Origin of the sequence: Roseovarius sp. M141, from assembly GCF_024355225.1 — a bacterium.
Taxonomy (GTDB): Bacteria; Pseudomonadota; Alphaproteobacteria; order Rhodobacterales; family Rhodobacteraceae; genus Roseovarius.
Genome location: NZ_VCNH01000008.1, coordinates 122,869 through 148,036, shown reverse-complemented (window position 1 = coordinate 148,036; position 25,168 = coordinate 122,869). Strand labels below are relative to the sequence as shown.

At 64.4% G+C, this 25,168-nt stretch carries 20 protein-coding genes; 10 read left to right on the top strand and 10 right to left on the bottom strand.

The features are described from left to right. Positions 1–53: 53 nt before the first annotated feature. The 3 genes from cueR to FGD77_RS04745 are packed head-to-tail and all read right to left on the bottom strand — an operon-like array spanning position 54 to position 3,360. Positions 54–437 carry a Cu(I)-responsive transcriptional regulator gene (gene cueR / locus FGD77_RS04755; protein ID WP_255006827.1) on the bottom strand — a complete coding sequence of 128 codons (384 nt, stop codon included), beginning with the start codon at positions 435–437 and terminating at the stop codon, positions 54–56. After that, positions 434–2,866 (bottom strand): heavy metal translocating P-type ATPase, encoded by a 2,433-nt coding sequence (locus tag FGD77_RS04750; protein ID WP_255006826.1) that lies wholly within the window; start codon positions 2,864–2,866, stop codon positions 434–436. Before FGD77_RS04750 ends, cueR begins: the two co-directional genes overlap by 4 nt. A gap of 59 nt (positions 2,867–2,925) precedes the next feature. Beyond that, the gene (locus FGD77_RS04745; RefSeq protein ID WP_255006824.1) at positions 2,926–3,360 is read right to left on the bottom strand and encodes a PaaI family thioesterase; all 435 of its coding nucleotides are present in this window, start codon (positions 3,358–3,360) and stop codon (positions 2,926–2,928) included. A gap of 129 nt (positions 3,361–3,489) precedes the next feature. Here FGD77_RS04745 and rpe point away from each other — a divergent pair, with 129 nt between their 5' ends. Beyond that, complete coding sequence (rpe, locus tag FGD77_RS04740) at positions 3,490–4,179, top strand: ribulose-phosphate 3-epimerase (RefSeq protein ID WP_255006822.1); 690 nt, start codon at positions 3,490–3,492, stop codon at positions 4,177–4,179. Here the strand turns inward: rpe and pbpC are convergent. The 5 genes from pbpC to FGD77_RS04715 all read right to left on the bottom strand — a co-directional run bounded on the left by pbpC (position 4,176) and on the right by FGD77_RS04715 (position 14,963). Continuing rightward, positions 4,176–6,212, bottom strand: a complete 2,037-nt coding sequence (pbpC, locus tag FGD77_RS04735; RefSeq protein WP_255006820.1) for a penicillin-binding protein 1C — start codon at positions 6,210–6,212, stop codon at positions 4,176–4,178. The genes rpe and pbpC overlap by 4 nt on opposite strands. 4 nt (positions 6,213–6,216) lie before the next feature. Then, on the bottom strand, positions 6,217–11,625 hold the full coding sequence (locus tag FGD77_RS04730) for an alpha-2-macroglobulin family protein (protein ID WP_255006819.1): 5,409 nt from the start codon (positions 11,623–11,625) through the stop codon (positions 6,217–6,219). Between the two features lie 131 nt (positions 11,626–11,756). After that, positions 11,757–12,524, bottom strand: a complete 768-nt coding sequence (yaaA, locus tag FGD77_RS04725) for a peroxide stress protein YaaA (protein ID WP_255006817.1) — start codon at positions 12,522–12,524, stop codon at positions 11,757–11,759. 27 nt (positions 12,525–12,551) lie between these two features. Next, positions 12,552–14,591, bottom strand: a complete 2,040-nt coding sequence (recQ, locus tag FGD77_RS04720; RefSeq protein WP_255006815.1) for a DNA helicase RecQ — start codon at positions 14,589–14,591, stop codon at positions 12,552–12,554. An 84-nt stretch (positions 14,592–14,675) separates the two neighbouring features. After that, positions 14,676–14,963 carry a YggT family protein gene (locus FGD77_RS04715; RefSeq protein WP_255006813.1) on the bottom strand — a complete coding sequence of 96 codons (288 nt, stop codon included), beginning with the start codon at positions 14,961–14,963 and terminating at the stop codon, positions 14,676–14,678. Positions 14,964–15,133: 170 nt separating this feature from the next. Here FGD77_RS04715 and FGD77_RS04710 point away from each other — a divergent pair, with 170 nt between their 5' ends. The 9 genes from FGD77_RS04710 (at position 15,134) to FGD77_RS04670 (ending at position 22,010) form a co-directional block, all read left to right on the top strand. Further along, a complete protein-coding gene (locus FGD77_RS04710; RefSeq protein ID WP_255006810.1) occupies positions 15,134–16,471 on the top strand; it encodes an MFS transporter in 1,338 nt (445 codons plus the stop codon). Then, on the top strand, positions 16,468–17,379 hold the full coding sequence (gene mepA, locus FGD77_RS04705; protein WP_255006807.1) for a penicillin-insensitive murein endopeptidase: 912 nt from the start codon (positions 16,468–16,470) through the stop codon (positions 17,377–17,379). The genes FGD77_RS04710 and mepA overlap by 4 nt, the downstream gene beginning before the upstream one ends. A 270-nt stretch (positions 17,380–17,649) precedes the next feature. Further along, positions 17,650–18,072 carry an alternative ribosome rescue aminoacyl-tRNA hydrolase ArfB gene (gene arfB, locus FGD77_RS04700; protein WP_255006806.1) on the top strand — a complete coding sequence of 141 codons (423 nt, stop codon included), beginning with the start codon at positions 17,650–17,652 and terminating at the stop codon, positions 18,070–18,072. Between the two features lie 135 nt (positions 18,073–18,207). Further along, positions 18,208–18,819, top strand: coding sequence for a ribonuclease D (locus FGD77_RS04695; protein ID WP_255006804.1), 612 nt, complete (start codon positions 18,208–18,210; stop codon positions 18,817–18,819). Then, on the top strand, positions 18,816–19,433 hold the full coding sequence (gene lptC, locus FGD77_RS04690) for an LPS export ABC transporter periplasmic protein LptC (RefSeq protein WP_255006803.1): 618 nt from the start codon (positions 18,816–18,818) through the stop codon (positions 19,431–19,433). The genes FGD77_RS04695 and lptC overlap by 4 nt, the downstream gene beginning before the upstream one ends. 77 nt (positions 19,434–19,510) lie before the next feature. Next, positions 19,511–19,933, top strand: a complete 423-nt coding sequence (locus FGD77_RS04685; protein ID WP_255014074.1) for an LptA/OstA family protein — start codon at positions 19,511–19,513, stop codon at positions 19,931–19,933. Then, complete coding sequence (lptB, locus tag FGD77_RS04680) at positions 19,930–20,700, top strand: LPS export ABC transporter ATP-binding protein (protein WP_255006800.1); 771 nt, start codon at positions 19,930–19,932, stop codon at positions 20,698–20,700. Before FGD77_RS04685 ends, lptB begins: the two co-directional genes overlap by 4 nt. Positions 20,701–20,925: 225 nt before the next feature. Then, positions 20,926–21,489 carry a ribosome-associated translation inhibitor RaiA gene (gene raiA / locus FGD77_RS04675; protein ID WP_255006792.1) on the top strand — a complete coding sequence of 188 codons (564 nt, stop codon included), beginning with the start codon at positions 20,926–20,928 and terminating at the stop codon, positions 21,487–21,489. A gap of 56 nt (positions 21,490–21,545) precedes the next feature. After that, positions 21,546–22,010, top strand: coding sequence for a PTS sugar transporter subunit IIA (locus FGD77_RS04670; protein WP_255006790.1), 465 nt, complete (start codon positions 21,546–21,548; stop codon positions 22,008–22,010). 23 nt (positions 22,011–22,033) lie between these two features. On the opposite strand, the gene FGD77_RS04665 is transcribed toward FGD77_RS04670, so the two are convergent. Beyond that, positions 22,034–23,458 (bottom strand): sulfotransferase family 2 domain-containing protein, encoded by a 1,425-nt coding sequence (locus tag FGD77_RS04665; protein WP_255006788.1) that lies wholly within the window; start codon positions 23,456–23,458, stop codon positions 22,034–22,036. A gap of 3 nt (positions 23,459–23,461) precedes the next feature. Further along, on the bottom strand, positions 23,462–25,162 hold the full coding sequence (locus FGD77_RS04660) for a beta-1,6-N-acetylglucosaminyltransferase (RefSeq protein WP_255006783.1): 1,701 nt from the start codon (positions 25,160–25,162) through the stop codon (positions 23,462–23,464). Positions 25,163–25,168: the final 6 nt, after the last annotated feature.

Sequence of the window (25,168 nt, the reverse complement as noted above, 5' to 3'; positions counted from 1 at the left end):
GCTTGCCCGGTGTCAAGTGCCCGGTGTCGTTGTCGTTGCCGGTGTCGCCGCCGTCAGCCCGACAGGTCGCGCAGGATCGGGCAGTCGGGCCGCTCATCCCCTGCGCAGGCATCGACCAGATGGGCCAGCGTATCGCGCATCTGCGCCAGCGCGTCGATCTTTTGCTGGATGTCGGCCAGATGGCGGGCTGCGATGGCGCGCACATCTGCGCTGGCGCGCGACTTGTCGTCGTAAAGGTCCAGCAGATCGCGGCATTCTGCAATGGAAAACCCCAACGCACGGGCGCGGCCCAGAAAGGCCAGTTTATGGACCTCTTCCGCGCTGAAGCTGCGATAGCCGTTGGCGGCGCGGGTCGGGCGGATCAGGCCGATGTCCTCGTAATAGCGGATGGTTTTCGCGGGCAGGCCGGTGGCTTTGGCGACATCCTTGATGGTCATGCCGCGCCCTCCGGCCTTTTGAGGCCTTTCAGGCGCAGCGCGTTGCCCAGCACGAAGACGGAACTTAGCGCCATCGCCCCCGCCGCCAACATCGGTGACAGCATCGTGCCGGTCAGCGGATAGAGCACGCCCGCCGCCACGGGGATCAGCGCGGCGTTATAGGCGAAGGCCCAGAACAGGTTCTGCCGGATGTTGCGCATGGTGCGGGCCGAAACATGGCGCGCGGTGACGACGCCCAACGGGTCGCCGGACATCAACACGATATCAGCCGATTCCATCGCCACGTCGGTGCCGGTGCCCATGGCGATGCCGACATCGGCAGCCGCCAGCGCCGGCGCGTCGTTGATTCCGTCGCCGACAAAGGCAACCGCGCCGTGCCGGTCGCGCAGCGCCTCCAGCGCGTCCACCTTGCCATCGGGGCGTACGTCGGCGACCACATGGTCAATCCCGATCTGCGCCGCGATATGGCGTGCCGCCGCATCGCTGTCGCCGGAAATCATCGCAATGCTCAGCCCCGCGTCATGCAGCGCATCAATCGCCGCCTTGGTGCCGGGTTTGATCGCGTCCGAGATCGCCAATGCCCCGGCCAGCGTGCCGTCGATGGCGATCAGGACCAGGCTATGGCCGTTTGCCTGCCACGCCTCGGTCTTGGGCGCGAGCGCCGCCATGTCGATGCCCGCATCGCGCAGCAGGCGGGCCGACCCGATATGGACGCGCTGGCCCGCCACATCCGCAGTCAGACCATGACCGGCCTCGGCCTGCATGTTCTGAACGGCGGGCAGGGTCAGCCCCTCGGCGGCAGCCTCGATCGCACGGGCAATGGGATGTTCCGACTGCGCTTCGGCAGCTGCCGCAATGGCCAGCACGTCATCGCCGCTGCGTCCCTCGGCCAGCGCGATATCGAAGACCTGCGGGCGCCCTTCGGTCAGCGTGCCGGTCTTGTCGAACGCAATCACGCGCGCGCCCTCCAGCCGTTGCAGCGCATCGCCTTTGCGAAACAGCACGCCCAGTTCCGCCGCGCGGCCCGTGCCGACCATGATCGATGTGGGCGTGGCAAGGCCCATCGCGCAGGGGCAGGCGATGATCAGGACCGACACCCCCGCGACCAGCGCCATGGGCAGCGTGCCGAAGGCCAGCCAGACCACGATGGTCGCCGCCGCCACCGCCATCACGACGGGGACAAAGACGCGCACGACCTTGTCTGCCGTTGCCTGAATCGGCAGTTTTGCGCCCTGTGCCTGACTGACCATGGCAACGATGCGCGCCAGAACGGTGCCCTCGCCGACCTGCGTGGCGCGATAGATCAGCGCGCCCGCGCCATTGGTTGTCCCGCCGATCACCGGATCGCCCGGCGCGCGGCGCACCGGCATCGGCTCGCCCGTTATCATGCTTTCGTCAATATGGCTGTTGCCGCTGGTGATTTCGCCATCCACGGCAATCCGCTCGCCCGGCCTTGCGTGGATCAGGGCGCCGACCGTCAGGCTGTCGACGCTGCGCTCGGTGATCTGGCCATCCTCCTCGACGCGCACGGTGTCGGGACGCAGGCCCATCAATGCCTCGATCGCCGCGCCGGTGCGCCCGCGCGCGCGCGCCTCCATCCAGCGGCCCAGCAGGATAAGGGTGACGATCACCGCCGCCGCTTCGAAATAGACGGCGCGCGCGTTCCCCGGCAGCAGGGCAGGGGCGAACAGCGCGACGGTGGAATACCCCCACGCCGCCAAAGTGCCCAGCGCGACAAGGCTGTTCATCTCCGGCGCGCCGCGCAACAGGGCGGGGATGCCGATGCTGTAGAACTGCCGTCCGGGCCAGATCAGCACCAGCGTGGTCAGCACGAACTGGATCAGCCACGCGGTCTGCATGCCGATACTGTTGTTGATGGCATGGTGCAGCGGCGGGAACAGGTGACCGCCCATTTCCATGATGAAAACCGGCAGCGTCAGCACCCCGGCGATCAGGGTCACGCGCAGGGCGCCGCGCGCCTCGTCGTCATTCTGCGCCGATTGGGGGGCGCCGTCTGCCTGCACCTCGGCGGGATAGCCCGCCTTGGTCACGGCATCCGCCAGCGCTTGGGGTGTGGTCGCGCCGTCCAGATACATAACTCGCGCGGCCCGTGTCGCCAGATTGACGGACGCCTGCGTTACGCCGGGCACGGCCTGCAAGGCTGCCTCGGTCCGTGCGATACAGGACGCGCAGTGCATGGTGGGAATACTCAGCCGCGCCTCGGCCTCATGCGCGGGATAGCCCGCGCCTTGCGCCGCCTGCGCCACATCCCCCAGCGATGCCTGCCCCAGATCGACCTGCGCGCTGCGTGTAGCCAGATTGACCGACGCGGCGCCGATGCCCGGCACCGCCGCAATCGCCCGCTCGGCCCGTCCGGTGCAGCCTGCGCAGGTCATCCCGTCCAGACGAATCGTATATGTGCCCGCCATGGCCCGACCCCTTTTGCCAATCTCTTGCTGGCGATATAGGGGTTCCAGTCACTGGAAGGTCAAGAGGCCCCGCCAACCAAAGGCCCGCTGCGGTAGCGAAAGACGCCTGTTGCCGTGGCCAGCCGTGCGCCAGTGTCGTCCGTCACGTCGGCCACGGCGAAATAGACCTTGCGCCCGCCCCCGGTGCGCCGCCCGGTGGCGATCAGGCGTGTGCCCTGCAACTGGCCGACATAGTTGACCGTCATCGACAGGGTCAGCGCGTTCTGCTGCACGCCCGGCTGACCAGTGTAGCATCCGGCGTATCCCATCGCCGTATCCAGCAGCAGCGCATGGATGCCGCCATGCAGCAGGCCCTGCCGGTTTTTCAGAATGTCGGTAAAATCCGCCTCGACCACGGCGAAATCGCGGGACCATTCGGTCAGGGTATAGCCCAGCACCTCCTGCAATTTGTAGGGCGCCTCCAGTTCGGCGGGATCGCGGGGCGTTTCGGTCATTTTCGGGCCTCTCGGACGGGGATTGCCCCGCTTGGTCGCATAAACACGGTGGCGCGGCAATCGCGCGGCCTTGACCTTGGCCCTGCGCAGGCCCCATTTACCCCTCAGCAGCAACCCCGGAGCCAGCCCATGACATTTGACCGCAAGATCAAGATCGCCCCGTCGATCCTATCCGCCGATTTCGCCGATTTCGGCCGCGAGATACAGGCGATTGAGGCAGAGGGCTGCGATTGGGTGCATGTCGACGTGATGGACGGGCATTTCGTGCCGAACCTCACCTTCGGCCCGCCCCTGCTGAAGGCGATCCGCCCGCATATCAAAACGGTGATGGACGTGCATCTGATGATCGCGCCGGTCGATCCCTATATCGACGCCTATGCCGACGCGGGCGCCGACATTCTGACCGCGCATCTGGAGGCCGGGCCGCATATCCACCGGACGTTGCAGGCCATTCGCGGGGCGGGGTGCAAGGCGGGTCTGGCGCTGAACCCCGGCACGGGGCTGGACGCGGTGACGCATCTGCTGGACATGATTGATCTGGTCTGCGTGATGACGGTCAACCCCGGTTTTGGCGGACAAAAGTTCATTCACAGCCAGATCGAAAAGGTGCGCAGCCTGCGCGCGATGATCGGCGATCGGCCCATCCATATCGAGATCGACGGCGGCATGACACCCGAAACAGCGCCCCTGATGGCCGAGGCGGGGGCGGATGTGCTCGTCGCCGGATCGGGCGTGTTCAAGGGCGGCAGCGTCAGTAATCCAGCGGTTTATGGTGCGAATATCCGCGCCATCCGCTCGGCTGCCGAGGGCGCGCTTTAATCAAGCCGGATGTTCACCCGGGCGCTGCGCCCCAGCGCGTCGATCACCGCGATCTGGCTGAATCCCGTGCCAAGACCGGCCAGATTGGCCTGATGCGCCTGCACGCCGGTCAGGAGCGGCTGGCCGTTCGCCATGAACGTGTAGGGCGGCCTGCCCCCGCGCACCTTGACGGCCAGACCCGTTTCGCCAGTGGCCATGCGCGCGCCGTCCGGCGGAAAGATCACCTCCGGCGTGCCGCGATCGGGGGCAAAGATGGCGTTGCGCCGGGTAAAACGCTGCAACGGTTGCGGCAATTCGGCGGTCGAGACGATCAGCGTCTCGGGCGGCGGCGCGGGCAGGGGATCGGGGCGGGATTTCAGCCGCTGGAACGCTTCGAACAGGATCGGCGCCGCCAGATCGCCGCCGAACGCGCCGGGCACGGGCGTGCCGTCGGGCCGCCCGATCCAGACACCCGCCACATGCGCGCCGTCCCATCCCAGCGCCCAGGCGTCGCGGTGGCCGTAGGACGTGCCCGTCTTGTAGGCCAGCGCACGGCGCGGGGCGCCGGGGGGCGGGGCCAGACCGGCCAGAATGTCGCCCACCTGCCACGCGGCGGCGGGGCTGAGGATGCGGGTGGAAGTCGGCGTCTGGTTTCCCTGCCGCCAGCGCAGCGGGATCGCCTCACCGCCGCGCGCGAGGGCCGCATAGAGCTGCACCATGTCCGTCAACGTCACGCCGATGCCGCCCAGCGCGACGGCAAGGCCCGCGTGATCGCCGGGTAGTTTGGGCTGTGCGCCCGCGCGGCGCATTGAATCCATCAGATGGGCCGGGCCGATCTCGTCCATCAGGCGCACGACGGGGATGTTCAGCGATTGGCGCAGCGCGTCTGTCACTGTCACATCGCCGCGAAAGTGGCCGTCGAAATTTTGCGGCGCGTAGGCCCCGAACCGGACCGGCGCGTCATTGATCAGGGTCTGCGGGTGGGCAAGGCCGCGATCAAACGCCATGCCGTATATCAGCGGTTTTAGTGTCGAGCCTGGCGAGCGCAGCGCGTCCGTCATATCGACAAAGCCCTGCCGCGCGCCAAGGTCGTAGCCCGCCGATCCGACCGACGCGAGGATATCGCCGCTGCGGTGATCGGCCAGCACGATGGCCACAGATACCGCACCCGGCAGGTCGCGGACGGCGCGGGCGGCCAGCACCTCCAGCTTGGATTGCAGGCCGGTGTCGATGGTCAGATCGTGGCGAAGCGTAGCGGGATTATCCGCAATGGCGCGGTCGGCCAGATGCGGCGCGAGGGCCGGGAATGGGCGGCGCGTATGCGGGATGGGGTCCAGCTTGGCCGCCTGCGTCGTTTCGATATCCAGCCGCCCCTGCCGCGTCATGCGATCCAGCACGCGGTCGCGCGCGGTGCGGGCCACATCGCGGTGCCGGTCCGGGCGGCGGGTTTCGGGCGATTGGGGCAGGGCGACCAGCAGCGCGGATTGCGCGGGCGTCAGGCGTGCGGGCTCCTTGGCGAACCATGCGAGGGTTGCGGCGCGGATGCCCTCGATATTGCCGCCATAGGGCGCGCGGGTCAGGTAGAGGTTGAGGATCTGCTGCTTGGATAATTGCCGCTCCAGCGCCAGCGCCAGCCGGATCTGGCGCAGCTTGCCCGCCCATTGCCCGGTACTGCCCTCCTCCATCAGACGCGCGACCTGCATCGTCAACGTCGAGCCGCCCGACACGATACCGCCATGCCAGACGGCCTGCACCACCGCGCGCGCCATGGCGCGCAGATCGACGCCGGAATGGGTGTAAAAACGGCGATCCTCATAGGCGATCAGCATCTCCAGATACCCGGCATCAACCGCCCCCGGTGCCAGCCGCCAGCGACCGTCCGCCACTGTATAAACGCGCAAGGTATTGCCGTTGCGGTCCAGCACCTGCGCCCCCGTCGCGCTCAGCAGCGGGGGCATCGGCGTGCGATCCACCCAAGCGTCCAACCCGTCGCGCGCAGCCGCCACCACAGTCAGCGACAGGGCGAGCGCGAAGGTCCAGCGATGCGCGCGCATGGGTCTACTCGGTCACAGTCATGGCGCCGGTATCGGTGTGCGCGCGGTATTCGGGGCGGTACATGTCCTCGACCGTGGCGGCGGGGTGATGGTACTGCCCCGGCGAAATGGCGCGCACGATATAGGCCAGGTTGAACGCGTTGTCCTGCCGCCAATCAACCGCTGCGATAAACCGGTCTGACCGGAATTCGCTATGCTCCGCGTAGGCCGTTTCCAGCCAGTCCAGCGCGCGCACATCGCCCGAACTGACAAGGTTCGGGTTGTCGATCTCCAGCCCCGCCGGCAGCGGATCGTCGATGATCAGCCGCGCCTGAGACTCCTCGAACGGGGTCACGGTCAGCACGGCCACCAGACGGGTGCCGGAGGGGACGCCCTCCAGCGAGACCCGCGCGCCGTCCATGTCGTAATACTGCCGCGCGATCCGGTAGCCATAGCCATCCGCCGGGCCGGGCACCAGCGGCACGCCAAAGGTGGTCAGCGTGATGTCCGTATCGCGCTGCGCGGTGTTGGTGATCGTCTGCGGCTGAATTGTGTCGGCCTCCAGCGTGCGGATAAACGGCCCGGTGACGGGATCGCCGTTCAGCGTCAGGCCCTGCGCCGAGGTGTCATCGATCAGGGCGCGGGCTGCCAGAAGGCTCCACGCCTCCTCCTGCGTGGACAGGTGCGGGCCGTCTGTGTTCAGGCCGCGGGCCAGCGCGTCGCGGTCGCCCACGTCGCTGCCCGCCTCGACCAGCAGCGCCAGCACACCGGCGCGGTCGCGCAGGGCGGTGCCGTAATCGGCGCGCCAGACATGCGGGCCGTCGGTATCATCCGCGCTGCGCGCCAGTGCGACGTTGAACATCCGGTCGGCGCGCGTCTGATCGCCGTAGAACGCCAGCGCCGCACCCAGTTGCGCCTGCGCAAGGGGGGTGGCGAAATCGCCCGATTTGACGTCGGCGTAGTAGCGCAGATCGCCCATCGCCGCCGCGCCCTCGCGCGCGAGAACCACAAGGGCATAGGCGATATCCTGGCCACCATTGTCGAAATCTGGGGCGTAGTTCACGCGGTTGCGCAGGTTGTCCATCGCCATGGTAAAGGCGCGGTCCGGCACGTCGAAACCCTCGGCGCGGGCGCGTGACAGGAAATCTGCGACATAGGCATCCAGCCAGAAGTCGCCGGATTGCGCGCGCCACATGCCAAATGCGCCGCTTGACGTCTGGCGCGTCAGCACGCGCGCCACGGCCTGATCAATACGGGCCCTGATCGCGCCGTCATTGCCAAGGCCGAGGGCCGAGGCGACCTGATTGAAATAAAGCAGCGGCAGCGCACGCGATGTCACCTGTTCGGTGCAGCCATAGGGGTAGCGATCCAGCGATTGCAGCAGGCCCGGGACGTTCAGCCGCGCCAGCGCCCCGGCCGAGATCACTGCCTCGCCCGTGCCGGGGCGGTAGCCGGCGAATATGTCATCGGACAGGGTGAAGGTACCGCCTGCCGCCAGCTGGAACTGGCGGGTCTGGGAAACGGGCGGATCGTTGGCACGCACCGGTAGGGTCAGCGATTTGGTCAGCCCCTTGCCGTCAGGAGTGGTCAGGGCGATACGGATATCATAATCGCCGGCCTCGCCTGCGGTGACGGGCAGGCGGAAGGATTGTTTCTGCCCCTCGCCCAGATCGAAGCCTGTCGGGACGCTGCCCGCCAGCGTCAGGCCCGGCGCCGTGATGTCCAGCCCGACGCGCCCGGTGGGGCCGGTGGCGTGGACGATTTCCAGCAACATCGAACTGCGGTCGCCCGGCGCAAGGAATCGCGGCACCGACGCGGTCAGAACGACCGGATCGCGCACCAGCACGTCACGGTCCGCCTGCCCGACGCCCTGAGCGCTCCACGCAATCGCCATCAGGCGCACGGTGCCGTTGAAATCGGTGATGTCGAAGGATGCCTCGGCGGTGCCGTCCGCACCGACGGTCAGCGGGCCGGTGAAATAAGCCACCAACTCCTCGGTCGGGGGGGGCGATTGACGGGACATGCTGTTTCCGGCATCCCCGCCCGAGCGCACGCGCCCTTCGGCGCCGTTCATGCCGTCGATGAGGCGGCCATAGATATCGCGGATTTCGACCCCCAGTCGGCGCTGGCCAAAGTAATGCGCCGACGGATCGGGGCTGTCGAATCCGGTCAGGTTGAGGATGCCCAGATCGACGGCGGCAAGCGTGACAAAGCCCGTCTCGCCCTCCAGCCCGTCCACCTTGACCTTTGCGGTCAGCGGGCCGCGCGGGTCCGAGGTGTCCGGCGCGTCGATGGTGACGTTCAGCTGCTGTTTGCCGGGATCGATCGTGGCATAGGCCAGCCCCAGCGACCGGGCCGGGTTCTGGCCCGCCGCGACATCCATCGGGCGGATCACCTGTGCGCTGACATAGGCGCCGGCGCCCCAATCCCCGGTCACGTCGATGGGGATGACGTTTTCGCCCTCGCGCACGTCGACCGCCCTGCGGGAAATGACGCGGTTGGACATCACGGTAATCAGCGCTGTGCCGGCATAGCGCGGCACGATGCGCAACTGCGCGGTGTCGCCTTGGGTGTAGGTCTGGCTATCCAGCGACAGGTCCAGCGTGTCGGGCGTTTGGCTGCTATCGGCGGGCGCATACCACCCGGCGTAGAAATCGACCGAGGAGGCCACATAGGGGCCATCGCTGCGTTCGACCAGCAGCTCGTACTGGCCCCATTCGACGGGGGCGATCACTGTCAGCGGCGCTGCGCCCAATACGCCCTCGCCGGTGGCGATGCGGGCGCGGGTGGTGATCGGCTCCCACTCCCAATTGCCGTATTGCTGATACCACTGATAGCGCGTGGTCACGCGGTTCAGCGTCCATTTCACCGGCATGTCCGTGCGGGTCAGATCCGGCGCAACGCCGATAACGTCGAACCGCGCCTCGCTGCCCTGCGGCACGACGCCGTCGAACGCGGGCTTGATCCCGATTATCGGTTTGGTGGGGGCCAGCGTGCGGGTTATCTGCCGCTCGACCGGGCGGCCCGATCCCTCGCGCAGGCGCAGCACGACGGTCGCCTCGTGCGGCTGATCCGTGTCGATCCCTTCGGGCAGGTCCAGCGGCTGGGTCAGCCTGCCGTCCGTGTCGGTCAGCCCGGTGTCAAAGACTTGCACCTGCGGACCGGTTTCGGAATCATAGCGGCCAAAGAGGTAACCGGGAAATTCACCTAGGCTACGGGTCGGGCGCAGTACCAGCTGGCCCTCGGATTTCAGCCCAGCGCCGGGCGCACCAAAGAGGTATTTCGCCTCGACCTTGAGCGGCGGCAGCGCGTCCGCGCTAAGCGTGCCTTCGGGCAGGGACAGGGTGAAATCGATCCGCTCGGGCAGGAAGTCCTCGACCAGAAGCTGGGTGCTGGCCAGCGCGGGGGCATCCAGATCGGCCTTGATGTCCAGCGTCCAGGTGCCGCGCGGCGCCGTCTCCCCCACGGGCAGGTTGAAAACGTGACCGCCTGCCGCGTCCTTGGCAGACAGGTGGCGGGCGTATTCCACCCCGTCCGGGCGCGTCAGGATCGCGGTCAGCGGCAGGCCGGTGATGGCATCGGCATGGTCATCGCGGGCCAGTGCCGTGGCATGGATCACCTCGCCCGCGCGATAGGCGCCGCGGTCGGTGGCCAGGAACACGTCGACGGGCGGCGCGGGCGGGCGCCCCTCGACCCCGCGATCGGACAAATCAAAGGCTGGGTCGGTCAGTGTCAGGAACGCCGCATCCTCGTCGCCGTTCTTGGCGATCACCAGCGCAGGTGCGGCGCCGCCGGTGCCGCGCGTCAGCCCGGCATCAAACTGCACATGGCCGTCCGTATCGGAGGTCGCCGTTCCCAGCACCGCATTGGCGCGCGACAGCAGCGTGACCTCAATCCCTTCCAGTGCGCCGGCGCTGGCAAGGCTGCGGGCAAAGACATGCAGGCCGTCATTGCCCATCAGCGTCGTCAGGCCCAGATCGGTCAGCACGAACCATTGGGTCGCGCCGGAGTCCTCATTGCTGTCGCCGCCTTCAACCTTGGCCGTCAGGGTGTAGATGCCCGGCGGCTGATCGGCCAGCACGTCACCCAGTGGCAGGCGTGTCGTCATGGTCTGGTTCAGCTGGTTCTGCACCTCGCCTGTGCCGGTCCAGATATCCTGTGCGATATTGTCCGAGAAATTGTTGAGGTCATAGCCGTTCAGAGGACGGCCGAAATAATCGTCCTGAATGGCGCGCAGCAGATTGCGGTCGCTGACGCGGCGCAGGGCCAGTTCGATTTGATCAAGGTTCACCGTCTCGACCGGCAGCGCGGTGTCGGCGGCGCGGGGCAGCACATAGGCCCGGCCGGGAAACCTGACCTGCGGCGCGCGGTCGCGCACATAGGCGGTGATTTCGACATCTTTCAGCAGCGTTTCACTCGTTGCGGCGGGCAGGCCCCGGCGGAAAGTAATGCGATACCGTTCGCCATGCTGGACGCCGTCGATGCAGATCTGGCGCCCCTCTGGGCGCACCACGAGGCCGGGATCAGCCAGGCGCACATAGGGTGCGTAATCGGTGCCCGCCTCGATCAGATCTTCGGTGAATTCGGCACAGATCCTTGGTGTTGCGCTTTCGTTGTCGGTGGTGTTTTCGCTGATGCGAAACCCGTATTTCGCCGCGGCCACGTCCAGCGCGGCGACAACATCGGCGCGCGGGTCTATGTCATTGGCAAGGCGCAGCGCCTGAACCATCTCGCGGCCCCGTCCGGTCCGCTCCAGGGCGTCCGCAAGGATCAGCAGCGCGTTGACGCGCGCCCCATCCGATAGCCCGCGCAGATACCCGTTGGCGGCAGCGGTGACGGCCCGCTGCGCGTGCCGGGATTTGTCCTGCGCGATCAGCAGCGACAGGCGGGCATATTCCGTCCACTGATCGCTGGCATCGCTGCTGGATGCGGCGGCGCCTGTCCAGCGCATGGCGTTCACGATGTCACCCTCGGCGATCCGGTCTTGCGCGGCCTGTATCATGGCCTGCGCCGTATAGCCGCCGCCGGGATGGGTGCGCCCGATATCCTCGGCCTGCTTGCGTACCTGTTGCAGGGTATAATCGCCCAGAAATTCCAGATCGTCTGCGCGCGCGGCGGATTGCGCCAGCACCCGGGGGCTGGTGTCCGCGATGCGCGCGGAATAGGCGCCATTGAACGGGCTTTCCGCACGTATCGCGCTTTTGGGAAAGCAGGCTTTTGATTTCGTGTTGAACGTAAAGGCGCGGCATTCGGGATTGGCAAGACATGCTGCCTGACAGGCCGGGTAGGTCGTGTCGAACAGCGCAGTCAGATCCGAGCCGTAGAAATCGACATCGCGCGTGATGATCGCGCGGCGCTCCGGCACAGCGGGGTCAGCAGCCAATGGCGCAGCGAAACAGACAAGGCAGAGCGACAGCAGAAATTGGCGTACCATGGGAACCCTCCGGACAGCGAAGATGCATGGTGCCATGCGTCCCGCCCCAGGGCAATGATTCAGGCATTGAACTTAAAGGCTTGTTCACCTTCGTAGGCGATGGTCCGGATCGCCCAACAAGGCGGCGCGGTTTAGGCCGCTGCCGTTTCGGAGGTGCGCACGAAAACCGGTTTGTTTTCCTCTGACATGTCCGGGCGGTATGAATAGCCGCCGGTGTCGAAATCCGTCAGGGCATCTGCGTCGGTCAGGCGGTTCTGGACAATGAACCGCGCCATCGCGCCGCGCGCCTTCTTGGCGTAGAAGCTGACGATTTTCGGGGTGCCGCCCTTGTCTTCCATGAAGACGGGCGTGATCACACGCAGGTTCAGCGCGGCCTCATCGACCGCACCGAAATATTCCTGACTGGCGCAGTTGACCAAAACATCGGCCCGCACATCGGCCGCGTGCCGGTTCAGCGCCTCGGAGATGCGGGTGCCCCAATACTCATACAGCGATTTGCCCTTGTCGGTTTTCAGCCTGCTGCCCATCTCCAGCCGGTAAGGCTGGATCGCGTCGCGCGGGCGCAAAAGGCCGTAAAGGCCCGAAAGGATGCGCAGGTGATCCTGCGCCCAATCCATTTCATCAGCGTCGAGGCTGCCGGCCTCAAGCCCCTGATAAGTGTCCCCGGCAAAGGCCAGCGCGGCGGGCTTGCTGTCCATATCGCCGAAATTGGAGAACCGCTCGGCGTTCAGTTTGGCCAGATCGGCGCTGATGCTCATCAGTTTCTGCAATTTGGCCTGGCTCAGCTTGCCCGCGACATTGGCCAGCGCATTCGCGTCCTTGGCAAAGCCGGGCACGGTGGCTGCGGTGTCGCTGGGCGACATATCCAGTTTCTTGGCGGGCGAGATGACGACGAGCATGGAAGATCCTTTCAGATTTTCCTACATCTAGTCCGCCTCTTGCAGAACGTCCAGAAAGGCAGGGCCAAACCGTTCGGCGCGTTTGTCGCCCAGGATACGCGCCATCTGCGCGGCGTCGCGCGGTCGCGTTTCGGCAATGCGGGTGATCAGGGTTGTCGAGCAACTCAGAGGTTTTTCCAGACCCTCCGCGCCGCGCGCCAGTTGCGCCTGCGTTTCAATCAGCCGGTCATAGACGCTGCCCGCTGCGCGCCCGGCCAGCTTGCGCCGGGAAGGGTGCATCTGGGCCGCGTCGCCGTTGATGACCGACAGGAAGGCGTCGCCGTATTGCTCCAGCTTTTTCGCGCCGACACCGCCGATGCGCGCCATCTGATCCAGCGTGGCGGGGCGCAGCTCGGCCATTTCGATCAGTGTGCGGTCGTTGAAAACGATATAGGCCGGCACGCTCTGCGCCTCGGCAAAGGCGCGGCGTTTCGCCTTGAGCGCCGACAGCAGCGGCGCGTCCTCGTCCGAGACCAGCGCCTTGACCGCCGGGCGGCGGTCGGTGCTTTGCACCGTGTCCTTGCGCAGTGTCACCCGCTCCTCGCCCTTGAGGATCGGCACGGCGGGGTCGGTCATGCGCAGCGCACCGTGGCGTTCGGGATCGGGACGCACCAGATCATGCCCCATCATCTGGCGGAAAATTCCCTGCCAGCTTTGCTTGGACATTTCCTTGCCGACGCCGAAGGTGGGCAGATCGTCATGGCCGCGCTGGCGGACCTTTTCGGTGGCTTTGCCTGTCAGGATGTCAATCAGGTGGCCCGCGCCGAAATATTCGCCGGTGCGCAGGATGGCCGACAGCGCCTTGCGCACCGCCTCGGTACCGTCGAACGTGGCGGGGGGCGTGTCGCAGAGGTCGCAATTCTTGCAAGGCTCTGTGTCCTCGCCGAAGTAGCCCAGCAGTTTCACGCGGCGGCATTCCAGCGCTTCGGCCAGACCCAAGAGCGCATTCAGGCGCGCGTGATCCGCCATGCGGCGTTCGGGCGGGGCCAGCCCCTCGTCGATCTGGGAGCGGCGCAGGCGGATATCGTCTGGACCGTAGAGCGTGAGCGTCTCGGCGGGGGCGCCGTCGCGGCCCGCGCGGCCGATTTCCTGATAGTAGGATTCGATGGATTTGGGCAGATCCGCATGGGCGACCCAGCGGATGTCGGGTTTGTCCACGCCCATGCCGAAGGCGACAGTTGCGACCACAATCAGTCCGTCTTCGGCATTAAAGCGCGTCTCGACCTCGCGGCGCAGACCGGCTTCCATGCCGCCATTATAGGCAACCGCGTTATGTCCTGCCTCGCGCAGCGCCTGCGCCAGCGTTTCGGTGCGCGCGCGGGTGCCGCAATAAACGATGCCGGACTGGCCCTTGCGCGCCTTGGCGAAGTCCATGATCTGGCGGCGGGGGCTGTTCTTGGCCTCAAAGGCGAGGTGGATGTTGGGCCGATCGAACCCGTGCAGGAACCGTTCGGGCGCGGCGCCATCGAACAGCTTTTCGATGATTTCGTCTTGGGTTTCGCTGTCCGCCGTCGCGGTGAACGCGGCCAGCGGCACGTCCAAGCTGCGGCGCAATTCGCCGATGCGCAGGTAATCGGGGCGGAAATCATGGCCCCATTGGCTGACGCAATGCGCCTCGTCCACGGCGATCAGCGACACGCCGATGCGGCGCAACATGCCCATGGACGACCCGGCGGCGAGGCGCTCGGGCGCGATATAAAGCAGTTTGAGGCGCCCGGCTTCCAGCGCCTCCCAGACGGCGGCTGTCTCCTCCTCGGTATTGCCGGAGGTCAGCGCGCCGGCCTCGACGCCCGCCGCGCGCAGGGCGCGGACCTGATCGCGCATCAGGGCGATGAGCGGCGAGATCACCACCGTCACCCCCTCGCGCATCAGCGCGGGCAGCTGGAAGCACAGGGATTTGCCGCCCCCCGTCGGCATGATCGCCAGCACGTTGCGCCCATCCGCGACGGCGGTCACGATGTCCTCCTGCCCGGGGCGGAAGGCGTCGAATCCGAAGATGTCCCTCAGAAGGGCGGCGGCGGGGGGCATGGGGATATCCTGCAAGAATGTGTCGGGCTGCTCTTACAAGAGTATTTTCACACTAAGATTCGGTGAACAAGCCCCGGATGCCGGTCAGGCGAAGCCGAAAATCACCGGCAGCACATAGGCGCGCAGCGAAATCACCACGATCAGCGCGACCAGCGGCGCCAGATCCAGCGGGCGGGTGTCGGGCAGGATGCGGCGGATGGGCTGATAAATCGGCTCCAGCAGGCGGTTAAGCCCCTCCCAGATCTGCGCGACCAGCGGCTGGCGCAGGTTCAGCACCTGAAAATTGATCAGCCAACTCATGATGATGTGAACGATCATCACGAAATAGATGATGCTGAGGATCAGTTGCAGCGGTCCGTAAATTGCCAGCATATCGAAAACAGTCCTTTCCAAAGACGCCTTGGAGGTAAGCCGGAGCGGCGCAAAGCGCAAGGGCAGGCTGCATGGCAAAGCCATCGCAGGAAAACCTTGCCGTGGCAGAGGTGGCGCTGTCATATCGACGCCATTGCGCAGGTGGCACCTTTCGCTGATTTGAGGATGACATGGGATTTTCGACATTTCCGCGGCGGGTCTGGGGCTGGTTCTTTTTCGACTGGGCCAGCCAGCCCTACAATACCCTTTTGATAACGTTCATCTTTGCCCCTTATATAAAGGAATTGATCGGCGACGGCGCCAAGGCCCAGACGGTCTGGGCGACGGGTATTGCCGTGGCGGGCATCATCATCGCGCTGGGCGCGCCGATACTGGGCGCGCTGGCGGATCATTCTGGCGCACGAATGCAGTGGATCAAGGTGTTTTCGGTCATGTATGTGATCGGTGCCTTCGGCATCTGGTGGGCGACGCCCTATGATCTGAACCTTGTGTTGGTGCTGGGCTTCTTTGTCATCGGCATGATCGGGATGGAGTTCGCGACGATTTTCACCAACTCGATGCTGCCGGATATAGGCGACAGATCCGAAATCGGACGCATTTCGGGCACAGGCTGGGCCTTTGGCTATGTCGGCGGGTTGGCGGCGCTGATGGTAATGCTGCTGTTTTTCGCCGAAAGCGCCAGCACGGGCAAAACGCTGCTGGGGCACGATCCGGCCTTTGGGTTCGATGCGGCGCAGCGCGAGGGTACGCGGTTTGTCGGGCCGCTGACGGGGTTTTGGTACATATTGTTCATGGTGCCGTTTTTCCTGTGGGTGAAGGAGCCTGCCCCCAAACGGGGCGGCGCAATGGCCGTGCGCCGGGCGCTGGGCAGCGTGGCGCGGACCGTCCGGCATCTGCCGAAAACGCCGTCGATGTTTGCCTATCTGGCCTCGTCGATGTTCTACCGTGACGCGCTGAACGGGATGTATTTCTTTGGCGGGATCTATGCCGCCGGAGTGCTGGGCTGGGACGTGGTGCAGACCGGAACTTTCGGCATCCTTGCGCTGATTTCAGGAGCGGTGTTTGCGTGGCTGGGCGGCCATGCAGATGATCGGTTCGGGCCAAAGCCGGTGATCGTGTCGGCCATTCTGGCACTGCTGCTGGTCGCTGTGTCGATCGTATTCATCTCGCGCACGCGGGTCTATGGGATCGCCCTCGCGCCCGGCTCGGTCCTGCCGGATGTGCTGTTTTACCTCTGCGGTGCCGTGATCGGCGCGGCGGGGGGCGTGATACAATCGGCCAGCCGGACGATGATGGTGCGCCAGGCACGGCCCGGCCATATGGCCGAATCCTTTGGCCTTTACGGGCTGGCGGGGAAGGCGACGGCGTTCATTGCGCCCGCGCTGATCGGGGTGGTGACGGCGGCGACAGGCAGTCAACAGATTGGCGTCAGTCCGCTGATCGGGCTTTTCCTGATCGGGCTGGTGCTGTTAGTCTGGGTGAAACCTCAGGGAGATTCAGCCGAATGATTGCATATCTCAGGGCGCTTGCCCTTGCCGCCGCCGCTGCGCTGATCTGTCCGCTGGCCCTACCGGCGGCGGCGCAGGGTGTTCCCGCTTCAATGCAGGGCAAGCAGGCCAAGCAGTTCTTTGGCGCCGCGCGCACCGGATCGCGCCAGCAACCCGCACCCTTTGGCAGCTATGCCAAGGGCTGCATATCCGGCGGTGTGCAATTGCCGCAGACCGGGCCGACATGGCAGGCGATGCGCCTGTCGCGCAACCGTAACTGGGGCCATCCGCAACTGGTGGATTTCGTTGCCGACCTGTCGGCCAAGGCGGCGCGCCTGCCGGGGTGGAACGGCCTTTATGTCGGGGACATGAGCCAGCCGCGCGGCGGCCCGATGCTGAGCGGGCACCGGTCGCATCAGTTGGGTCTGGACGCGGATATCTGGCTGATGCCGCCGCCCCGCCTGAACCTGAGCATAAACCAGCGCGAAAACCTGTCGGCCGTGTCGATGCGGCGCGCGAATGGCGCCTATGTCAATGCGGGCTGGACGCGCGGCCAGCACGAGGTGCTGAAGGCCGCCGCCAGCGATGCGCGCGTCGCGCGCATTTTCATCTTTCCCGGCGCCAAGGTGAAGATGTGCAACGATGAGACGGGCAACCGCGACTGGCTGCGCAAGATCCGGCCATGGTGGGGGCACCACTATCATTTCCACGTGCGCCTGGCCTGCCCCAGGGGCGCAAGCGGTTGCGTCGATCAGGCGGCCCCACCGCCGGGCGATGGCTGTGCCGAGGCGCAGCAATGGGTCAACAACATCCTGAACCCCCCAAAGCCCAAGCCCCGCGATCCGAATGCGCCCAAGCCCAAGCCGAAGCGCGAGCTGACAATGAACGATCTGCCGCAGCAATGTGTCAGCGTGTTGCAGTCGCAATAATCCGTCGCAAGAATTGTTTTGACATATCAAAAAAATCTGGCAGGCTATCTCTTGAGTTCAACAAGTGAAAGGAGGTGCCCCAGTGTCTACAGAGGTATTGGAGCGAGGTGTCGGAACAGTTCGGGGGGATCGTATCTGAGGCAGCCCTCGGATATTTGAGCCAACCTTATTGGTGCGCCTAACCGGCCCGCCTCCGAAAAACTTCTAGAGGGCCGTCCCGTATCGGGGCGGCCCTTTCGATTTGCGCCGCGGCGGGATAAACATGGCATCATGTTGCGCATTACAGACACCATAGCGATCGAGGATTGGGAGCTGACCGAGCAGTTCGTGCGCGCCAGCGGCCCAGGCGGGCAGAACGTGAACAAGGTCGCCAGCGCGGTCGAACTGCGGTTCGAGGCCGAACGATCGCCAAACCTGCCGGACCCGGTGAAGCGGCGGCTGAAGCGGCTTGCCGGGCGGCGCTGGACGTTGGATGGCACGCTGATCATCCAGTGTGACGAGACCCGTCATCAGGCCCGCAACCGCGACATCGCGCGTGACCGACTGGTCGAGTTGATCCGCAAGGCTGCCGAAAAGCCCAAGCGGCGCATCCCCACACGGCCCACGCTGGGGTCCAAAAAACGCCGCCTCAAGGCCAAGAAGGTGCGCGGCGACGTCAAGGCCCTGCGCGGCAAGGTCGAGGGCGACGGGTAGGGCGCGTGAGCCTCAACGGATTCTAAACAGCCTTGCGACGGGTTTTTTGCGCGGCGACCGTCCGGGATGCCAGATATTGGTGGTCGGCCCCTTTGATCCTATATAACGCATGTCCAAAGGCACGAAGGGGCTGACATGACGAATACACTTTACAAGGGTGATCTGCCTGACGGGCTGGATCTGGGGCCTGTGGTCGCTATCGATTGCGAAACGATGGGCCTGCATCCGCACCGCGACCGGTTGTGCCTGATCCAGATGTCGGGTGGCGACGGCAACGCGCATCTGGTGCAGGTCGCCAAGGGCCAGACCGAGGCGCCGAACCTGTGCGCGATGCTGACAAATCCCGACGTGCTGAAACTGTTTCACTTTGGCCGCTTTGATATTGCCGCGATGCAGAACGCCTTTGGTGCGATCACCGCGCCGGTCTATTGCACCAAGATCGCCAGCAAGCTGATCCGCACCTATACCGACCGGCATGGCCTGAAAAACCTGCTTCAGGAACTTGTCGGCGTCGATATCAGCAAGCAACAGCAAAGCTCGGACTGGGGCGCGTCAGATCTGAGCAAGGCGCAATTGGAGTATGCAGCGTCAGATGTGCTGTATCTGCACCGGCTGCGTGACGAACTGAACACGCGACTGGTCCGTGAAGGACGGATGGAACTGGCGCAGGCCTGCTTTGATTTTCTGCCGACACGTGCGGCGCTGGATCTGGCTGGCTGGCCCGAACAGGATATATTTTCACATTGATCCGCAGGGGCGACAATTTCCACACGCGCTTGGTCAATTGGGCCAAGATCATCCTGCCGCTGGTGGCGCTGGGCCTTTTGTCGACGCTGTTTTTGCTGTCGCGCAAGGTTGATCTGAACGATCAGATCCCCATCGCGGGTGTGGATCTGGCGCAGCGTGCGCATGATCAGGGGGTGACCAACCCCAGCTTTTCCGGTGTCACGCGGAGCGGCGAGGAAGTATCGTTCCGCGCGCAATCCGTGCGCCCCGATCCGGCGGATCGCGATATTTTGCGGGCAGAAAGGGCGCAGGCGAAGCTTAGGCTGAACGGCGGCGGGGTGGTGGATATTTCGTCCCAGCGCGGCGCGGCCAATCAGGCGGACATGACCGCCCTGCTGGAGGGCGACGTGCGGTTCGAAACCACGACTGGCTATGACATCCGCACCGACAGCATCAACACGCGGTTCAACACCCTGTACGTCGAAACGCCCGGCGCCATTACCGGCACAGGCCCGCCCGGCGATCTGAGCGCGGGGCGCATGCTGCTGACCTCGGACCCCAAGACCGGCGACGCACATTTGCGGTTCACGGATGGGGTCAAGCTGATATACATGCCCGCAAAGTCAAAGGACTGACCGACGTGCAGCGTTTCATCCAAACGATCCTTCTTATTTGCGCCACCACCTTTGGTAGCATTGCGCACGCGCAGGGCATGCAGGTCGCCTTTGGCAGCACCGTGCAGGACAGCGGCCTGCCGGTCGAGGTGACGGCCGAAAATCTGGACGTCGACCAGAGCGACGGCACGGCGGTCTTTACCGGCGATGTACTGATCGGGCAGGGCCAGATGCGCCTGTCGGCGCCGCGCGTTCTGGTGATTTATCTTGAGGATCGGTCGGGCATCGCGCGGCTGTCGGCGACGGGCGGCGTCACCCTGGTCAGCGGCGAAGACGCCGCCGAGGCGCGCGAGGCCGATTACAACGTGCAGTCAGGCATGATCGAAATGTCGGGCGACGTGCTGCTGGTGCAGGGCACCGCGGCGCTGACCGCAGACAAGATGGCGGTCGATACGGCTGCCGGCACGGCGCGGATGACCGGACGGGTCAAAACCGTGCTGCAACCCGGGACGACGCAATGACCGGGCCGGATCTGCATGTCGCGGGCGACAGCGACACGGATACCTCCGGGCTGATCGTGCGGAACCTGCGCAAAAGCTACAAGAAACGCACCGTCATCCGCGACGTGTCGCTGCGCCTGCGCCAAGGCGAGGTGGCGGCCCTGCTGGGGCCGAACGGGTCGGGCAAGACGACGACATTTTACGCCATCGCCGGGCTGATCTATCCCGAAGGCGGGCACGTGGCGATCGACGGGCGCGATGTGACCAACCTGCCGATGTATCGCCGGGCCAAGCTGGGGGTTGGCTATCTGCCGCAGGAAATGTCGATCTTTCGCGGTCTGTCGGTCGAGGATAACATCATGGCGATTCTTGATATCTCGATCAAGAATTCGCACAAGCGCCGCGAGCGCCTGGAAGAGTTGCTGTCGGAATTTTCGGTCGAGCATCTGCGCCGTGCCCCCGCGCTGGCCCTGTCGGGCGGCGAACGGCGGCGCGTCGAAATCGCGCGCAGCCTTGCTGCGGACCCGAAATATCTGCTGCTCGATGAACCCTTCGCCGGGGTCGATCCAATCAGCGTCGCCGACATTCGGCACCTTGTCGCCGATCTGAAAAAGCGCGGCATCGGAGTGTTGATCACCGATCATAACGTGCGTGAGACGCTGGAAATCGTCGACCGCGCCTATATCCTGCATGACGGGCAGGTTTTGATGTCGGGCACGCCCGCCGAAGTCGTGGAAAACGAAAATGTGCGCCGGGTCTATCTGGGTGAAAACTTTCGTATTTCCTGACAAATATCGGCAGATTTCACCGCCGCCGCCGCGAACGTCATTGACAAAAGCGCCGGAAAGCGCCTCAATCAATGTATGGTATTTGGAGGTTTCAGACGCGGCATTCGACTGGTGTCGTGTTGAAATCGTTAACGAAATGCCGCTTTTCAGCGGCCCCTCCCCACAGCCCGAGGGGCGCGAATGCGTTATCGGGCAGGGACGGGTGCGCCCTTTGAAGGAGACACCATGCGCTATCAAATCTCTGGCAAACAGATCGACATTGGCGAAGCCCTGCAAACTCATGTGAAGTCTGAACTGGGCGAGGCGGTGGCGAAATACGCTGAACGTCCGGTCAATGCGACAGTCGTCTTTTCCAAAAGTGCCAGTGAATATTCATGCGAAGCGATTGTTCACCTGTCCACGGGTCTTTCGGCCCAGGCGACGGGCAAGGCGCACGAAATCTATGCCGCATTCGATGCCGCCCGCGAAAAGATGGACAAGCAGCTGCGCCGTTACAAGCGCCGTCTGAAGGATCACCACAAGGATCGTTCACAGCCGGTTGAGCTTTTCGGAGCATCCTCGTATATCCTCGCCTCAGAAGCCGAAGGAGTGGAATCGGAGCCCGATAGCCTTCAGCCCATCATCGTCGCCGAAATGCAGGCGCAGATCCCGTCCCTGTCCGTTGGAGAGGCCGTGATGCAGATGGAGCTGGCAGGGGCCCCTGTTCTGGTGTTTCGAAACGAGGCAAAAAGCGGTGTAAACGTGGTCTACCGCCGTGATGACGGCAATATCGGGTGGATCGATCCGTAAAACAGGTCGGGTGACGCGGGGTTTGAACCCAGGCGGCCTTGCCGTCGGAGCAGTGAATGGACATTCCCATGATCCTGAAGCCAAGGGCCGTGCGCGTTTTGGGCGCCGCAACCAGCAAAAAACGTCTGATGCACGAGCTGGGCGATATCGCCCACGCCGTCTATGGCGTGAATGCGCAGGCCGCCGTCGAAGCGTTGCAGGAACGCGAATCGCTGGGGCCCACAGCTGTGGGGCACGGCGTGGCGTTGCCGCATGCGCGTCTGGACGATATCGACCGGGTGGTCGGTGCGCTGGTCCTGTTGGAAAAGCCGATCAATTTTGACGCGGTCGACCGCCAGCCAGTCGATCTGGCGTTTGCCCTGTTCGCGCCGCGCGAGGCCGGGGTGGAGCATCTGAAAGCGCTTGCGCTGATTTCCCGCACCCTGCGCGACGCACAGCTATGTGCAAAGCTGCGGGCCAATCCTGATCCTGCAACGCTGTACACGATCATGACCGAAGCGCAGTCCATGCTGGCGGCCTGACACCGGCTTGACGTCGAAACGCTTTAGCGCCAGCGATCCCAACCGAACATGGTGTAGTCCCGCTGATAGATGTCGGCGACCCGCGCCTCGATGTCGTCGTCGTAGATGTCTGCCAGCGCATAAGGCTGGTCGGGGGGCGCTGGTGCGGCCGACGCCGCGCCGGAATAGCCCACCTGTTGCGCCAGCGCGCTCAATTGCAGCGGCATCTCGTCCTCGCGGATGATGACGTCGGGCAGGCAGAACTGCGCCATCCCTTGCAGGATCGCGGTTTGCGTGGCCCAGTTTGCATCGACACGCACGCTGGTCTGGCCCCGCAAATTGGCGCGCAGGAAGTCCAGAAAGGCGGTGAACGCCACGTGATGCGCGTGCTTATCATAGGTTTCATCCGGGCCGGGGCCGGGTATGGGCAGTTTGTGAAAGTTGCGCAGAACGCGCCGAACCTCGCCCAGCGACCCCGGCCCGCGATGCAGGATTCGCCGGCAGAATGCTGCATGCGCGCGCGCCGCAGGATGGCGCAACACGGTAAAGCTGCGATGCCCCTTGGCCTGCCGCATCCAATCGCGCAGCCCCTTTTGGTTCATCATGGTTTGCAAATCCTCGACGTCGACGTCGTCGAGGGCGGCCATCCATGCCTGCACCTCAGCCTCGGGGCCGGATCTGATCGGCATGTACAGCAGCGGCGCGTGGCGTGCGATGATGTGTGATGGCACCGCGGGGCCGCGGCGCGGCTCGAAATCAGGGGTGCGGGTCAGGTTGAACCGGTCGATCCCGGCCAGCGCCTGTGTCATGTCATCAAAGTTGGCCACCTTGTCGGCCAGAGGCTGCGGATTCTGGATCTTGAGCGCGCTGTCCAGTGTCTCCAGCCGCTCGTCGCTGCCGAGAAACTGAGCGAGGCCGTTGATGATGTCCAGATCATTCAGATCCTCATAAGAGATGTAGAACGCCGTCTGCCCCGACTTTTGCAAGCTGTTCAGAACCTCGGCCTGAAATGCCTGTAGCCGGGTGAGGTGCTGTTCAAACTCTGCCGCGTCAAAGACCGCCTTGGCTTCCTTGCGGCGCTTGATGTTGGTCAGTTTCCACTGGCCGGTTTCCTGCGCGATTTTCCAGCTGACATAGCTTTCGGCTGGGTTGCGCGTCAGGATGACCTTGGCGCAGCGAACGTCGGTCAGGCAGATTTTCAGCGCGCGGGCGTCGTGGTCGTGAAACAGACGAAACCCGCCCATCCCCGTCGATCCGGTTTTAATGGTGTCGATCAGACGGTCAGGATCAGCCTCGCGCATCGCCTGCGTGAAGCCGAGGATTTCGGTCCGGTTCGGATAACCGATAAAGGCCGGGTTGAATGCCTCGCCATGGCAGTCAAAGCTCTGAAATGCGTTCAGGTTCGATTCAAGCAGGTTAGAGCCGGTGCGCATTTCAGCCAGCACCACGAAATAGTCAAATCGGGACATATGCTACCGTACCAAATAGGGTTTGCGCAGGTTGGTTTGCGTGTCTTGCGGATCGTGCGTGACCGGAAAGTTGCCCGTCAGATATGGGTGCATTCCCTGATTCTTGAGGCTCTGCAAAAATTGACCAAAGCCGGTGAGATCGGTCATTTTCGGCACTTCTGACAGGCCGCTTTGGGTGTGCTGGGGGCTGATTTCGTCGATTATGGTCTGAAGTGGCTCCATAGGGGCCTCGACGAATTCCGCCAAGGTCCAGATGCGCACGCGCGCCTTGGCCGCGTTGGAGCGCAGGATTTCCAGATGTTTCGATTCGATTTGTTGCAGTAGTGCAGCCTCGCGGCGGGTATCGGAAAAATTCTGGTTCGACTTGAACAGGGGCACTGCCCAAGCGCCTGAAATGACTGAAATCTGCGCGTTCGGATCCTTGGCGATATCCCAGATGATGCGTTGATTGTCGCGCGGCCCGAATTGAAAGCATTGCCGCTCGCCCCGTGTGTTCCAGATCAGACTGGTAAGGAAGGCGCGTGGATTGTAGTCGCGCAAGGCGGCGCTGTCCGAAAGCGCGCCATTCATCACAGTTTCGCCCTGGCTGAATTCGGCGCGTTCGGGGGCAAAGATATGGCCATGCACGCGCGTCCCGGTGGCGCGGGCCAGCCATGGTTCAAAAGTCTCCAACAGGTCGGAAAATCCCTGGAAGACTGAATATTCTGACGATGTCAGGCCATTTTCGCGCGGTTGCGCCGGAAACCGGCTTTGCATGTAGAGGCCCGGTCGACCACGCGTGCGCCGCTCGACCGCCTTGGCGAAGATGCGGTCGATCTTGGCCGGGTTCGGCTCGGTCCGTTTCATCGCGCTGGCCTCGTCGGTGAGAAAGGCGTCATATAGACGGTTGGCACGGGGCCAGATCTTGCGCGCGACAAAGCAATCGGAGCGGCGCAGCAATTGCAGATGGTCGTCGTAGAAGATGTGCGGTTTGCCCTGATAGTCGAATTTCGACAGGGTCAGGGACCGGCTTTCGATCTGGCGCGAATGCTGGCGGGCGAGAGTCTGAAAATAGCTTTCGTCCGGGATCCAGACCTTGGAGAAATAGCGGTCATACGTGCTGCGTTCGGGGTCGGACAGGATGGCCGACAGGGTCTGGCGCGTCAGGCACCACCACTGGCTGCCCATATGCGGGACAATGCCATTCGGGATGCGCCGTTTCAGGCCAAGCCGTCGCTGGAGCGCGACATAGCGGTCAAAGAGATAGCGGTTATTGCGCCAGGAAAACGGGAAACGCAGGGTGAACCGTTCGGTGTCGAGGCCGCCGATCGTCCAAGGCACGTCGGCGGTTGTCGCGCTTTCGATGAAATCGGTTTGCGGGCGGGCCTTGAGGTAGTCGATCAACTCCTGCACCGGGCGCAGCGGCAGGCACGCGCCGGAGGCGAGGTAGATGTGCCGCACATCGGGAAATTCGGTCAGCATCAGTTCGGACGCGCTCTGCGATGCGGCGACGAGGCCCCATGTGCCCCATTCGCAGCGATGGCGACGGGAGAACCGCACGTCGGGCAGATCCGCCATGGAGTCCTGAAATGCGCGATGCGTCTTGTCGGGCACCGATACATCCGTGTGGATGACCACCGGACAGCCCGCATCCGACCAGTGCCGCGCCACCTGTTCGGCGCGGTCCAGTGCCGTGTGGACCAGCATGACAATACCGACGCTCACCTTGGC

Coding starts and splice junctions, on each gene's coding strand:
- mepA (WP_255006807.1), top strand. CDS start 16,468: ATGATTGCATATCTCAGGGCGCTTGCCCTTGCCGCCGCCGCTGCGCTG.
- FGD77_RS04695 (WP_255006804.1), top strand. CDS start 18,208: ATGACGAATACACTTTACAAGGGTGATCTGCCTGACGGGCTGGATCTG.
- FGD77_RS04745 (WP_255006824.1), bottom strand. CDS start 3,360: ATGACCGAAACGCCCCGCGATCCCGCCGAACTGGAGGCGCCCTACAAA.
- FGD77_RS04670 (WP_255006790.1), top strand. CDS start 21,546: ATGGACATTCCCATGATCCTGAAGCCAAGGGCCGTGCGCGTTTTGGGC.
- cueR (WP_255006827.1), bottom strand. CDS start 437: ATGACCATCAAGGATGTCGCCAAAGCCACCGGCCTGCCCGCGAAAACC.
- lptB (WP_255006800.1), top strand. CDS start 19,930: ATGACCGGGCCGGATCTGCATGTCGCGGGCGACAGCGACACGGATACC.
- FGD77_RS04715 (WP_255006813.1), bottom strand. CDS start 14,963: ATGCTGGCAATTTACGGACCGCTGCAACTGATCCTCAGCATCATCTAT.
- raiA (WP_255006792.1), top strand. CDS start 20,926: ATGCGCTATCAAATCTCTGGCAAACAGATCGACATTGGCGAAGCCCTG.
- FGD77_RS04685 (WP_255014074.1), top strand. CDS start 19,511: ATGCAGGTCGCCTTTGGCAGCACCGTGCAGGACAGCGGCCTGCCGGTC.
- pbpC (WP_255006820.1), bottom strand. CDS start 6,212: ATGCGCGCGCATCGCTGGACCTTCGCGCTCGCCCTGTCGCTGACTGTG.
- FGD77_RS04750 (WP_255006826.1), bottom strand. CDS start 2,866: ATGGCGGGCACATATACGATTCGTCTGGACGGGATGACCTGCGCAGGC.
- FGD77_RS04730 (WP_255006819.1), bottom strand. CDS start 11,625: ATGGTACGCCAATTTCTGCTGTCGCTCTGCCTTGTCTGTTTCGCTGCG.
- FGD77_RS04665 (WP_255006788.1), bottom strand. CDS start 23,458: ATGTCCCGATTTGACTATTTCGTGGTGCTGGCTGAAATGCGCACCGGC.
- FGD77_RS04710 (WP_255006810.1), top strand. CDS start 15,134: ATGGGATTTTCGACATTTCCGCGGCGGGTCTGGGGCTGGTTCTTTTTC.
- arfB (WP_255006806.1), top strand. CDS start 17,650: ATGTTGCGCATTACAGACACCATAGCGATCGAGGATTGGGAGCTGACC.
- yaaA (WP_255006817.1), bottom strand. CDS start 12,524: ATGCTCGTCGTCATCTCGCCCGCCAAGAAACTGGATATGTCGCCCAGC.
- recQ (WP_255006815.1), bottom strand. CDS start 14,591: ATGCCCCCCGCCGCCGCCCTTCTGAGGGACATCTTCGGATTCGACGCC.
- rpe (WP_255006822.1), top strand. CDS start 3,490: ATGACATTTGACCGCAAGATCAAGATCGCCCCGTCGATCCTATCCGCC.